The organism is Thermohalobaculum sp., from assembly GCF_058622915.1.
Window position 1 is genome coordinate 1 of the sequence record NZ_JBZSYN010000038.1, and the last position, 12558, is coordinate 12558.

The following is a 12558-nucleotide window of genomic DNA, read 5'->3' on the forward strand; positions in this document are numbered from 1 at the left end:
CGACGATGCGCAGGCAGGCCGCCTGCTTACCCAGCGCCATGCAGACATCCTTCGACCCGCCCAGGCCCACGCCGACAATGGCGGGCTGGCAGGCGAGTCCCCGCTTGCCGAAGGCGATCAGCGTGTCGAGGAAGAAGCGCTTGATGCCGTCCACCCCGTCGCCGGGGAACAGCATGCGGTAGTCGGTGCCGAACAGCCCGCCCTTGTGCACGGTGGTGATGTCGATCCAGTCCACATCGGGCTCGAAGGACCACTCGATCTCGGGCGCGTTGATGCCGACATTGTTGTTGTGGTCCTCGCGCGTCAGCGGGTGCACCCGGTTGGGCCTGAGCGGCACCTCGTGGGTGGCCCGCGCGGTGGCGCGGCGCAGCGCCTCCTCGATCTTGGTGAAGCCGCGCACGGGCGCCCCGTCGCCCAGCTTCACGTAGTAGCGCGGCAGGCCGGTGTCGGCGCACATGGGCCGGCGGTCCTCGGTGGCGGTCTCCCAGTTCTCCACCATCGCCTTGAGCACGAAGGTCGAGAGGTCGCCCTTCTCGATGTCGATCATGCCCTTGATGCCGTTCAGGTAGTCCTCGGGGATGTCGATCGCCGCCCGCGTCATGATCTCGTAGGCGGCCTTCTCGATCGTCTGGTGTGAAATCATCGGGTCCTCGTCACGTTGCCGCTGCCTCGCCGATCAGCGACTCGCCGGGGCGGATCAGGTCGAAGCTGACCGGCACCATCTCGAGCGCAAGCTCGCCGTGCGTTTGGCGCAGCCGGGTGTAGGCGCTCGCCGCGAGGTCGCCCGTGTGGGGGAAGTCCTCGCGGAAATGCGCGCCGCGGCTGTCCTCGCGCGCCAGCGCCGCCTGGCCTATGACCCGGCTCACCGCGACCAGGCTTTCCAGGTTCAGCCAGTCGTGCCAGGTCAGGTTGAAGCGCCGCTCGCCATCGGCCAGCCCGCTTTGGCCGAGCTCGGCCTCGATCGCCTCGAGCCCTCGCAGCCCGCGCCGGATTCCGTCCGCATCGCGCATCACGCCGATCTCGTCCCACATCAGATGGGCCAGCCGCTCGCGCGCCGCGTGCAGGTCGCCCGGCTTGAGCCCGAAGGGCCGCTCGGCCCGCGCCAATCCTGCCTCGATCACCGCCTCGTCGGGGTCGCGCCACTGGCCCGTGCGGCTTGCGAAGCGGGCCATCGTCTCGCCGGCGATGCCGCCGAAGACGGTGGAGTTCGCCACCCCGTTGCCGCCGAGCCGGTTGGCGCCATGCACCCCGCCGCAGTCCTCGCCGGCCGCGAACAGGCCGGGCATCGCGGTGGTGCAGTCGAGGCCGAACTCGACTCCCCCCATCATGTAGTGCGCCGTGGGCACGACCTCCACCCGGCCGCCCGCGAGGTCGAAGCCGCAGTCGGCGCAGCGCTTGACCATGCCGGGAAACATCTTCGCCACCTTCTCGGGGCCCAGATGGCGCATCTCGATCCACACGCCGCCCATCGGCGTGGTGCGGCCCGCGCGCATCTCGTCGTAGATCGAGCGGCTGACGATGTCGCGGGTGGCGCGCTCGCCCCTGGGGTCGGCGCGGGTCATGAAGCGCTCGCCCTCGCCGTTGAGGAGATAGCCGCCGGCACCCCTCAGCCCTTCCTCGAGCACCGTCCCGGTCATGCGCGTGTCGGGCCCGCCGAGCAGCCCCGTGGGATGGAACTGCACCATCTCCATGTCGCGCAGGGGCAGCCCGAGCCTGAGCACCATCGCCAGTCCGTCGCAGGTCTTGTCGCCCGAGGGGGTGTGGTAGAGATACATGGTCGGGCCCGCGCCGCTGGCCAGCAGCACCGCCTTGGCGGCGACGAAGCGATAGCTGCCGGCGCGGATGTCGATCATCAGGACGCCGGCGATGCCCGAGCCGTCGGCCGCCGGCACCAGCTCGACGGCGCGGTGCTCCTCGAGCGCGGTGACGCCGCGGGCGCGCACCTGCTCCATCAGCCGGTTGATGATCTCGATGCCGGTGAGGTCCCCCTTGTGCACCGTGCGGTCGAAGGTCTGCCCGGCGAAGGCCTTCTGGTGCAGCGTGCCGTCGGGGTTGCGGTCGAAGAAGCAGCCGACCTCGTTCTCGAGCTCGCGCACGCGCTCCACCGCCGTCTCGCACAGCTTCCAGGCGAGGTCCTGGCGCGGCAGCCACTTGCCGCCCTCGATGGTGTCCATGAAATGCCGCTCGACCGAGTCGCCCGGCGCCAGCGCCACGTTGTAGCCGCCCTGCACCATGCGCGTGCAGCCGCTCTTGCCGAGCAGTCCCTTGGCGGCGAGCGTCACCTGGAGCTCGGGCGCGGCCTGCTTGGCGTGCAGCGCGGCGAACAGCCCCGCGCCCCCGGTGCCGAGGATGAGGATGTCCGTCCTGCCCCGCTCGACCCGCATCAGAACGCCCCCGCCAGGAACACCGCGCCCACCACCAGCGAGGCGCCCAGTCCCGGCAGGATCCAGCCCAGCCGGGCGTCGCCGCCGGGCCAGGGCAGGACCTCGAGCACCAGAAGCCGCAGGCCGAAGAACAGGTGCAGCGCCAGCAGCGTCACCAGCCCCCACTCGGCGAGCTTGAAGACGGCGAGGTCGGTCCAGGCGAGGAAGCGGTCCAGCGCCGCCGCCCTGAACGCCAGGCCCAGCGCGTAGAAATGGAACGGCAGGAAGGCCGCGAGCGCCAGCCCGCTCAGCCGGTGGCCGAGGAAGGCCCACCAGGCCCGGTGGTTGCGGTGCGGCCTCATGTGACCACCGCGAGCACGGCGCGCAGGCCGAGGACGAGGACGACGAGGCCGAAGCCGATCGCCAGCCAGCCCGCCGGCCGGCGCCCCAGCGGCGTCCACTCGACCAGCACGTTGCGCAGCCCGATCGGCGCGTGCACCGCGGCGGCGAGCACGAACACCCCGTAGAACAGCGCCCAGCCGACCGAGCCCTGCGTGCGGCCGAGGATCTCGGCAGCCGTCAGCCCGCCGCGGATCGCCACCAGGATCAGTCCGACATGCACCAGCACGAGCGGCGCAAGCAGCATCGCCGTCAGCCGCTGCAACAGGAACAGCCGCCGCTCCATCAGCCGCCTCCGAGGAACATCGCCGCCAGCGACATCCGCTTGAGTCCCGCGATCCCCTCGGTCGGGCTGAGGCCGACCGGGCAGTGCGTCATGCAGCTTGCCTGCGTGTGGCACGAGCCGCAGCCGCCCCGGCCCATGGCCCGCGCGAGCGTCTCGCGGCGCGCGGCATGACGCTCATCGCTGACCAGCGTCCAGGCGCGCAACAGCTGGGCCGGGCCCAGATAGTCCCGGTCCCAGGCCACCACGTCGCAGGCGGCATAGCACACGGCGCAGTTGATGCACTCGATCCCGGCATTGGCCGCGCGGCGCCGCGGGCTCGCCGGGTCGACGCGGGCCGGGTCGTCCGTGCGCGTGGCCGCGCCCTTGAACACGCCGCCGGCGGCCTGCCACTTGTCGAAGAACGGCGCCATGTCGACCGCGAGGTCGCGGATGCGCGGCAGGTTCCTCAGCGGCTCGACGGTCAGGTTGCCGTCCGCCGCCACGCGCTGCACATGGGTCCGGCAGGTCCAGCGCGGCACGCCGTTCACCGTCATGGCGCAGGAGCCGCACACCCCCACCCGGCAGGCGAAGCGATAGGCGAGGTCCGGGGCGTGGTGGCGCTGCACCTCGGTCACGACATCGAGCACGGTCTGGTTCGGCCGCGCCGGCACGCGAAAGCTGGCGAAGGCGCCGGTCTCGGTGCCGCGCCACACGCGCACGGTAAGCCTGGCCTGATCGACGGCCGCCTCGGTCATCGGGTGGTCCCGCTTTCTCCTGCCCCGTTGTCCGGCCGCATGCTAGCCGCTCCCCCGGCGGCGTCAAACGCCGATCCCCGCGCCGGTGCGCGGGACGTCCGCTCAGTTGTGGGTCACATAGACGCGCCGGTCGTCGGGCTGGTTCGAGGGCAGCAGGCCGAACAGCGTGAAGGCCTTTTTCTGACGGTTGATGGTGATGGCATCGGCCGGAACGCCCTGGCTCTCGAGGAAGCGCTGCACGTTGTGCGCCCGCCCGTCCGCGACGCGCTCGTTGGCGGCCTTGGAGCCCTGCTTGTCGACCTGCGCGAAGACACAGATCTTGTCGCGGAATTTCGCCGTCTGGGCGAACTTGGCCAATCGCGCCTTCTGGTCGGCGGGAATCGCCGTCTGCCCCACCTTGTAGCCGGTGATGACAATGCGGCCGCGCTCGGCGTAGCCGCAGGGGTTGGCGAGCGCCGCCCCGGCCGGCAACGCCGCCACGATCGCAAGGAGTGCCACCTGCCTTTTCATTTGTCCCTCCGTATTCGCGATTCCCGGCCGCGGGCCTCAGTTGCCCAGGTCGAGCACGACTTTCGACGCGTGGCCCGAGGCGATCGCCTCGAAGCCCTTGGCAAAGTCCTCGAAGGCGAGCTTGTGCGAGATCACCGGCTTCACGTCCAGACCGGTCTCGAGCATCGCCAGCATCTTGTGCCAGGTCTCGTACAGCTTGCGCCCATAGATGCCGGCGAAGGTGATCCCCTTGAAGATCGCGGTGTTGAGGTCGACCTCGGGCTTCTTGCCGAACAGGCCGAGCAGCGCCACGCGCGCGCCGCAGATCACCGCGTGGATCATCGCGTCGAGCGCCTGCGGCGAGCCCGACATCTCGAGCCCGATGTCGAAGCCCTCCTTCATGCCGAGCGCGCGCATCACCTCGCCCAGATCCTCGCGGTCGGCGCGCACCGCGCGCGTCGCGCCCATGCGCGCGGCCAGCGCCAGGCGCTCGTCGTTGAGGTCGGTCACCACGATGTGCCGCGCCCCGGCATGGCGGCACACGGCCGCCGCCATCAGGCCGATCGGCCCCGCGCCGGTGATCAGCACGTCCTCGCCCACCACGTCGAAGGCCAGCGCGGTGTGCACCGCGTTGCCCAGGGGATCGAGGATCGAGGCCACCTCGTCCGAGACCGAATCGGGAAGGGGCCGCACATTGGCCTCGGGGATCACCAGGTAGTCGGCGAAGGCGCCGGGGCGGTTCACGCCCACCGCGACGGTGCGCGCGCAGATGTGGCCGCGGCCCGAGAGGCAGTTGCGGCACTGGCCGCAGGGAATGTGCCCCTCGCCCGAGACGCGCTGGCCCGGCTTGACCTGGGTGACGCGCTCGCCGACCGCTTCGACCAGCCCCATGTATTCGTGGCCGACCACCAGCGGCACCGGCACGGTGCGGCTCGCCCAGTCGTCCCATTTCCAGATGTGCATGTCGGTGCCGCAGATCGAGGCCATGCGCACCCGGATCAGCACCTCGCCCGGCCCCATCTGGGGCTTCGGCACGTCCTGCAGCTCGAGCCCCGGGGCCGACGTCGCCTTGACCAGCGCCCTCATCGGATCACCTCCAGTGCGCGCCCGACAGCAATGAAGGCTTCGACCGCGCGGTCGATGTCGGCGGTCTCGTGCGCGGCCGACATCTGAGTTCGGATGCGCGCCCGGCCCTTGGGCACCACCGGGTAGGAGAAGGCGGTGACGTAGACCCCGTGCTGCATCATCGCCGCGGCGACCTTCTGTGCCAGCACCGCGTCGCCCAGCATGACGGGGATGATCGGATGCCCCTCGCCGGCCAGGGAGAAGCCGGCGGCGGTCATGCGCTCGCGGAACCGTGCCGCGTTCGCCTCGAGCTTGCCGCGCAGCGCGCCGCCCTCGCGGACCATCCGGATCGCCTCGCGCGTTGCCTCGACGATCGCCGGGGCGAGCGCGTTCGAGAACAGATAGGGCCGCGCCCGCTGGCGCAGCATCTCGACCAGCGGCGCCGGCCCCGCGGCGAAGCCGCCCGAGGCCCCGCCGAGCGCCTTGCCGAAGGTCGAGGTGACGATCTGCACCCGCTCGCGCACGCCCCAGTGGTCGGGGGTTCCCGCGCCGTTCGGCCCGATGAAGCCGGTGGCATGGCTGTCGTCGACCATGACCAGCGCGTCGTACCGCTCCGCCAGGTCGCAGATGCCGGGCAGGTTGGCGATGATCCCGTCCATCGAGAACACGCCGTCGGTGACCACCAGCCGGTGCCGCGCGTCCTGCGCCTCTTTGAGCCGTGCCTCCAGCTCGCCCATGTCGTTGTTGGCGTAGCGCAGCCGGCGCGCCTTGCACAGCCGGATGCCGTCGATGATCGAGGCATGGTTGAGCGCGTCCGAGATCACCGCGTCCTCGGGCCCCAGGAGCGCCTCGAACAGCCCGCCATTGGCGTCGAAGCAGGACGAGAACAGGATCGAGTCCTCGAGCCCGAGGAACGCCGCCACCTCGCGCTCCAGCGCCCGGTGGATGTCCTGCGTGCCGCAGATGAAGCGCACCGAGGCCATGCCCAGCCCGTGCTCGTCCAGCCCGCGCCTGGCCGCCGCGATCAGGCGCGCGTCGTCGGCCAGCCCCAGATAGTTGTTGGCGCACAGGTTGAGCAGGCGCCGCCGCCCGCCATCGGAGGCCACCTCGACATTGGCCGACTGGGGCGTGACGATCTCGCGCTCGTGCTTCATCAGCCCCTCGGTCTCGAGGGTCTCGAGCTCGGCGCGGGCCTGGTCGATCAGGGCGCGGGACATCGGCTGACTCCTGCTTCGCTTGCCCCCGACAAGGTCGGTCCTCGGAGCGGCTCCGTCAATGTCCAACCTCGCTCCCGCCCGCGGTGCCGGCGCCTCAGACCCCCGCCTGCGCCACGGCCAGGAGCGCGTCGAGGGCGAGATGCGCCTCGAGATGCGCCGCCAGCCGGTCGAGCGTCGCGTCGACCTCGGCCTCGTAGCCGCGCGGCCCCCCCGCCGCACCAAGCGCGGCGAGCCAGGCGCGGCGGAAGGCGTCGCCGGTGAACATGCCGTGCAGATAGGCCCCGGCGACGCGCCCGTCGGGCGAGGTTGCGCCCTCCGCCGCGCCCCCGATGCGGAACACGGGCCGCGCCCGGTCCGGCCCCTCGGTGCGGCCGATATGGATCTCGTAGCCCGCGACCGGGGTCCCGCTGGCAAGGTGGGTCCCCGTCACCCGCGTCAGCCGCTTCTCGGGCGTCATCACCGTCCCGACGTCGAGCAGCCCGAGCCCCTCGCTCACGCCCGGGGCGCCTTCGATCCCGTCGGGATCGGCGATGGAGTGGCCCAGCATCTGGTAGCCGCCGCAGATGCCGAGGATATGGCCGCCGCGCCGCCTGTGGGCGAGGAGATCGACGTCCCACCCCTGCCGGCGCAGGAAGTCGAGGTCGCCGCGCGTGGACTTCGAGCCCGGCACGATCACCAGCGCGGCATCCCCCGGCACGGCCTCGCCCGGGCGGACCATGGCGACCGTCACGCCGGGCTCGATCCTGAGCGGATCGAGGTCGTCGAAATTGGCGATGCGCGAGAGCTGCAGGCAGGCGATCTTGAGCGGCCCGCCGGCGCTGTCGGGCCGGATGTCGGCGGCGTCCTCGGCAGGCAGCCGCGCCGCCTCGGCGAACCAGGGCACGATGCCGAAGCCGCGCCAGCCGGTGCGCGCCTCGCACAGGCGGTAGCCCTCGTCGAACAGGCGCGGGTCGCCGCGGAACCGGTTGATCAGGAAGCCCCTGACCAGCGCCGCATCGCCGGGCGCGAGCACCGCGTGGGTGCCGACGATCTGCGCGATGACGCCGCCGCGGTCGATGTCGGCGGCCAGCACCACGGGCACGCGCGCCGCCGCGGCGAAGCCCATATTGGCGATGTCGCCCGCGCGCAGATTGACCTCGGCCGGGCTGCCTGCGCCCTCGACCAGCACCAGGTCGGCCTCGGCGCCGATGCGCCGGAAGCTGTCCATGACGCCCGCCATCAATTCGGGCTTGAGCCGCGCATAGTCCCGCGCCGAGGCGCGCGCCAGCCGCCGGCCCTGCACCACCACCTGCGCGCCGGTGTCGGTCTCGGGCTTGAGCAGCACCGGGTTCATGTGCACCGAGGGCGCCACGCCCGCGGCGCGCGCCTGCAGCGCCTGTGCCCGGCCGATCTCGCCGCCATCGGCGGTCACGGCGGCGTTGTTGGACATGTTCTGCGGCTTGAACGGGCGCACCGCCAGCCCGCGCCGCAGACAGGCCCGGCACAGCCCGGCGACGATGAGCGACTTGCCCACGTTCGAGCCGGTGCCCTGGACCATCAGCGCCGCGGTCACGGCGCGCCTTTCAGGACCAGCGGCAGACCGGCGGCGACGAACTCGACGTGATCGGCCGCGGCGGCGATGCGCTGGTTCAGCCGCCCCTGCGCGTCGCGGAAAGCGCGCCCCAGAGCGTTTGTCGGCGCGAGCCCCATGCCGACCTCGTTCGAGACCAGCACGATGCGTCCCTCGGCCTCGACCAGCGCGCGAAGCAGCGCCTCAGTCTCGGCGTCCGGCTCGCGCCCCGCATGCATGAGGTTGGAAAGCCACAGTGTAAGGCAGTCGACCACCACCGTGGTGCCCGCGCCCGCATGCGCCCGGAGCGCCGCTGTAAGCTCCAGCGGCGCCTCGGCGAGCCCCCAGTCGGCGCCACGCTCGGCCCGGTGGCGGCGGATGCGCTCGCGCATTTCTTCGTCGAGCGCCTCGGCCGTGGCGATGAAGACGCGCTTCGGCGCCGGGGCCAGCGCCAGCGCGCGCGCCGACTTGCCCGAGCGGGCGCCGCCGAGGATCAGCGACACCCGCGCCATCAGGCGGCCTCCGGCACCAGGCGGACCGGCTCGGCGTGGGGAACGGGGTCGGCGAAGACCCGCGCGAAGTTGGCGCCGGTCAGGGCCATCCGCGCCGCGCGGATCGGCCCGGCATGGGTGACGAAAGCGGTCTGCGGCGTCGCCGCACGGATCACCGAGGCAACCCGCGCGTGCAGGGCCGCGAAGGTCTCCCCGCCCGGCGGCGCGAGGTGCCACGGATCCTCCGACCAGGGGTCGCTCTCGCTGCGCGGGATATCCCACCAGCGCCGTCCCTCCCACGCGCCGAAGTCCAGCTCCCACAGGCGCCCGTCCAGCTCCAGCGCCACGCCGTCGCGCGCGGCCAGCGCCTCGGCCAGCCCGCGGCAGCGCCGCGCCGGGCTGGCGATGACGCGGGCGAGCGGCGGCGTCAGCTCCAGCGCGCGGGCGATCTCGGCCGCGGCGGTCGCGCCGGGCGCGAGGTCCGTCCGGCCATAGCACAGCCCCGGCGGCGCCGCGGCGCGCGGATGGCGCAGGAAGATCACGCCCAGCCCCCCGCCAGCACCAGCATCACCGTGATCTCCCCGAGCTGCGCGATCGCCCCGAGCCCGTCGCCGGTATAGCCCCCAATCCGCTTTTGCAGCCTGGCCAAGAAAAGGGCGGCGACGAGCAGCGCAAGCACCAGCGCCAGGATACCCGCCCAGCCGCCGATCAGGCCAAGGAGCAGGGCCGTGCCCAGCGCCAGCCAGACCTCGTCGCCCCCCGCGCCGCGCGCGACCAGCGAGCCGACACCCTCGGGCCGGGCATACTCGGCCAGCCCGGTCGCCGGCACCATCATCGCGCGGCCGATGCCGCCCGCGAGCACCAGGGCCAGCACGCCCGCACCCGGGCTCAGCGCCGCCAGCGCCGCCCAGCGCAGCCCGAGCGAGAGCCCCAGCGCCAGCACGCCATAGCTTCCCGTGCGGCTGTCGCGCATGATCGCCAGGGTCTCGGTCCGCGAGCGGCCGCCGCCCAGCCCGTCGGCGCAGTCGGCGAGCCCGTCCTCGTGCAGCGCGCCGGTGAGCCACAGCATCGCCGCCAGCGCCAGACCCGCAGCCGCCGCCGGCGGAAGGGCCAGCCCGGCCAGCCACCAGACCAGGCCGCCCGCCAGCCCGACGAACGCGCCCACCGCCGGGAAGTAGCGGCTGGCCCGCGCCAGGCGGTCCGGCTGCCAGCCCGGGGGCTCGGCCAGCGGCAGCCGGGTCAGGAAGCCCGCGGCGGCAAGAAACAGATCCCGCTCGGCGCGCGCGCGGCCCATCCTCAGGCGTCCGGATCCCGGCCCGAGACGCCGGCGCTGGCGAACGTCGCCATCTCGTTGAGCATGGCGGCGGCGGCGCGCAACAGCGGCAGCGCCAGCAGCGCACCGGTGCCCTCGCCGAGCCTGAGGTCGAGGTCGATCAGCGGCTCCACCTGCAGCCATTGCAGCATGCGCCGGTGTCCCGGCTCCTTCGAGCGGTGGGCGAAGACGCAATGCGCCCGCGCCTCGGGCCGCGCCGCCAGCGCGGCCAGTGCCGCCGAGGTGGCGATGAAGCCGTCAACCAGCACAACCGCCCGGCGCGCGGCCGCGCCGATCAGCGCGCCCGCCATCGCGGCGATCTCCAGCCCGCCGAAGGCGGCCAGCGCCTCCACGGGCTTGAGCGGTCCCGGCCGCCGCTCCGCCGCCCGCGCCAGCACGGCCAGCTTGCGGTCCACGCCCCGGGCGTCGAGCCCCGCCCCCGGCCCCGTCAGCACGCCCAGGTCGATTCCCGCGATCGCGTGCGCAACCAGCGTCGCAGCCGAGGTGTTGCCGATCCCCATCTCGCCCAGAGCGATGACGCGGGCGCCACCATCCACCGCCTCGCTCGCCAGGCCGGCGCCGAAGGCCAGTGCGCGCGCCACTTCGTCGGCGGTCAGCGCATCCTCGCGCGCCGCGTTGCGCGTGCCGCGCCGGATGTCCGCGCGCACCAGCCCGGGCGCCGCGTCGATCTCGCAGGCGACGCCGGCGTCGACCACCGTCACCGCCGCCCCGCTGACGCGGGCGAAGACGGTCGAGGCGGCGCCGCCGGCGAGGAAGTTGAGCACCATCTGCGCCGTCACCTCCTGCGGCCAGGCCGAGACGCCCTCGGCCACGATCCCGTGGTCGCCGGCGAAAATGAACAGCCGCGCCGGGTCGGCCGCGGGTGCGTCCGTGCCCTGCGCCAGAGCCATCTGCCGCGCCAGCGCCTCGATCCGGCCGAGGCTGCCCGGCGGCTTGGTCTTGGCGTCGATCTCGGCCTGAACGGCGTCGCCGAGTGCGGCGTCGGGCGCAACAATTTCATAGTCCGTGAGCATCGCTAGCCCTCCTGCCCCAGCGCCGGGATGCGCGCCATGAAATGTCCCCTGATCGCCTTCGGCCATCGCTTCAGCGGCACCTGCCCGGTCGGGCTGTCCCGGTGCAGGCAGGCGTATTCCACCACGCCCGCCGCCGCCTCCGGGCCGGGCGCGAAGGCGCCGAGGACATAGGTCAGCTTGCCCGGTGCGGCCACCGCCGTGTTGCAGTGCCGCTCGCACCCCATCAGGCAGGACTGGCGGCGCACCGCCAGCCCGGGCACGCCTGCGGCCAGACGCTCCACGTGACCGGCCAGGATCTCGCCCCCGGTGCGGCCGCAGGGCGCCCATTTCTGTTGCACCGACCAGCGGCAGGTATCGCAGACGAAGATCGTGGTGGTCATCCGGCTTCTCTCCGCCCCGGCCCGTCAGGTACCCGTCTCGCCCCCGCCCGGGGCGCCGTGCGCGCTCAGGCGGGGCGCATTTTCGTTTGATCGCGACATAGCGCGGGCGTAAGCAGGGCGCAATGAACAGCGCACCCGTCGAGGGGGCTGAGCGGATCCGGATCGTTGGCCGACCCAGACAGGGGGCCGCCGCCGGAGCTGTTCCGAGGACACGGCCTCGAGGCCTCCCTGCGCGTGCGCGACGAATTCGGACCGCAGACCGAGGAGGAGCCCAATGAAGGCCGCCGTCAGCACAAGCGCGCTCCCTGTCGCCATGCCCGCCCGGGCGCCCGCAATCGCCGGCGTCGCGCCGTGGCGCGCGGGCGCGACGAACATCCCGCACGGGGCTGCCCGCCAGCCGGAGACGCGGGCATGAGCCGGGTCGGCGTCATGGTCTGCGGCCACGGCTCGCGCAGCCAGGCGGCCGTGGACGAGTTCGCCGTGGTGGCCGAGCGGCTGAAGGACCACTTCCCCGACTGGCCGGTCGCGCACGGCTATCTCGAGTTCGCCAATCCGGTGATTCGCGACGGCCTCGACCGCCTGCGCGAGGCCGGCTGCGATCGCGTCCTCGCGGTGCCGGGGATGCTGTTCGCGGCGATGCACGCGAAGAACGACATCCCCTCGGTGCTCAATACCTACGCGGCCGAGCACGGGCTCGCGGTCCAGTATGGCCGCGAGCTGGGCGTCGACCCCAAGATGCTCGCCGCCGCCGCGGACCGGGTGCGCGAGGCCGTCGCCCGCGCCGATGCCGAGACCGGCGAGGTGGCGCCCCACGACACCTGCCTGGTCGTGATCGGCCGCGGCGCCTCGGACCCCGACGCCAACGCCAACGTGGCCAAGGTGACGCGGCTCCTGTGGGAGGGGCTGGGCTTCGGCTGGGCCGAGACCGGCTATTCCGGCGTCACCTTCCCGCTGGTCGAGCCCTGCCTCGACCGGGCCGTTCGGCTTGGCTTCCGGCGCATCGTGGTGTTCCCCTACTTCCTGTTCACCGGCGTGCTGATCGACCGCATTTACGGCTTCACCGACCTGGTGGCGGCGGCGCATCCCGAAACGCAGTTCGTCAAGGCCGGCTACCTGAACGACCACCCGCAGGTGATCGCCACCTTCGCCGAGCGCGTGCGCGAGATCCTGGAGGGCGCGCCGGCGATGAACTGCCAGATGTGCAAGTATCGCGCCCAGGTGCTGGGCTTCGAGCGCGAG

General features: G+C 72.7%; 15 protein-coding genes. 1 reads left to right on the top strand and 14 read right to left on the bottom strand.

What is annotated here, in order from left to right:
• From AC32QD_RS03380 to AC32QD_RS03445, 14 genes are all read right to left on the bottom strand, one after another.
• Nucleotides 1-643, bottom strand: a 643-nt coding sequence (locus AC32QD_RS03380; protein ID WP_492009071.1) for a fumarate hydratase, incomplete at its 3' end; no start/stop codon positions are given.
• 10 nt (nt 644-653) lie between these two features.
• Nucleotides 654-2384: an L-aspartate oxidase gene (locus tag AC32QD_RS03385; protein WP_492009072.1), complete on the bottom strand. Its 1731-nt coding sequence runs from the start codon at nt 2382-2384 to the stop codon at nt 654-656.
• Nucleotides 2384-2725: a succinate dehydrogenase/fumarate reductase transmembrane subunit gene (locus AC32QD_RS03390; RefSeq protein ID WP_492009073.1), complete on the bottom strand. Its 342-nt coding sequence runs from the start codon at nt 2723-2725 to the stop codon at nt 2384-2386. Before AC32QD_RS03390 ends, AC32QD_RS03385 begins: the two co-directional genes overlap by 1 nt.
• Nucleotides 2722-3048, bottom strand: coding sequence for a succinate dehydrogenase/fumarate reductase transmembrane subunit (locus tag AC32QD_RS03395; protein WP_492009074.1), 327 nt, complete (start codon nt 3046-3048; stop codon nt 2722-2724). Before AC32QD_RS03395 ends, AC32QD_RS03390 begins: the two co-directional genes overlap by 4 nt.
• Nucleotides 3048-3782 carry a succinate dehydrogenase/fumarate reductase iron-sulfur subunit gene (locus tag AC32QD_RS03400; RefSeq protein WP_492009075.1) on the bottom strand — a complete coding sequence of 245 codons (735 nt, stop codon included), beginning with the start codon at nt 3780-3782 and terminating at the stop codon, nt 3048-3050. Before AC32QD_RS03400 ends, AC32QD_RS03395 begins: the two co-directional genes overlap by 1 nt.
• A 102-nt stretch (nt 3783-3884) precedes the next feature.
• Nucleotides 3885-4292 (bottom strand): OmpA family protein, encoded by a 408-nt coding sequence (locus tag AC32QD_RS03405; RefSeq protein ID WP_492009076.1) that lies wholly within the window; start codon nt 4290-4292, stop codon nt 3885-3887.
• 36 nt (nt 4293-4328) lie between these two features.
• A complete protein-coding gene (tdh, locus tag AC32QD_RS03410; RefSeq protein ID WP_492009077.1) occupies nt 4329-5357 on the bottom strand; it encodes an L-threonine 3-dehydrogenase in 1029 nt (342 codons plus the stop codon).
• Entirely contained in the window at nt 5354-6553 is a 1200-nt protein-coding gene (locus AC32QD_RS03415) for a glycine C-acetyltransferase (protein WP_492009078.1), read from the bottom strand. Before AC32QD_RS03415 ends, tdh begins: the two co-directional genes overlap by 4 nt.
• Nucleotides 6554-6647: 94 nt before the next feature.
• Nucleotides 6648-8090, bottom strand: coding sequence for a cobyric acid synthase (locus AC32QD_RS03420; RefSeq protein WP_492009085.1), 1443 nt, complete (start codon nt 8088-8090; stop codon nt 6648-6650).
• Between the two features lie 11 nt (nt 8091-8101).
• A complete protein-coding gene (gene cobU / locus AC32QD_RS03425) occupies nt 8102-8614 on the bottom strand; it encodes a bifunctional adenosylcobinamide kinase/adenosylcobinamide-phosphate guanylyltransferase (protein WP_492009079.1) in 513 nt (170 codons plus the stop codon).
• On the bottom strand, nt 8614-9135 hold the full coding sequence (locus AC32QD_RS03430) for a histidine phosphatase family protein (RefSeq protein WP_492009080.1): 522 nt from the start codon (nt 9133-9135) through the stop codon (nt 8614-8616). The genes cobU and AC32QD_RS03430 overlap by 1 nt, the downstream gene beginning before the upstream one ends.
• The gene (gene cobS / locus AC32QD_RS03435; protein WP_492009081.1) at nt 9132-9887 is read right to left on the bottom strand and encodes an adenosylcobinamide-GDP ribazoletransferase; all 756 of its coding nucleotides are present in this window, start codon (nt 9885-9887) and stop codon (nt 9132-9134) included. Before cobS ends, AC32QD_RS03430 begins: the two co-directional genes overlap by 4 nt.
• A gap of 2 nt (nt 9888-9889) precedes the next feature.
• Nucleotides 9890-10939 (bottom strand): nicotinate-nucleotide--dimethylbenzimidazole phosphoribosyltransferase, encoded by a 1050-nt coding sequence (gene cobT / locus AC32QD_RS03440; protein WP_492009082.1) that lies wholly within the window; start codon nt 10937-10939, stop codon nt 9890-9892.
• Nucleotides 10940-10941: 2 nt separating this feature from the next.
• Nucleotides 10942-11319 (bottom strand): DUF1636 family protein, encoded by a 378-nt coding sequence (locus tag AC32QD_RS03445; RefSeq protein ID WP_492009083.1) that lies wholly within the window; start codon nt 11317-11319, stop codon nt 10942-10944.
• Between the two features lie 411 nt (nt 11320-11730).
• Between AC32QD_RS03445 and AC32QD_RS03450 the strand changes: the two genes are divergently transcribed.
• Nucleotides 11731-12558 (top strand): sirohydrochlorin chelatase (locus tag AC32QD_RS03450; RefSeq protein WP_492009084.1); only part of this gene is annotated, 828 nt, incomplete at its 3' end.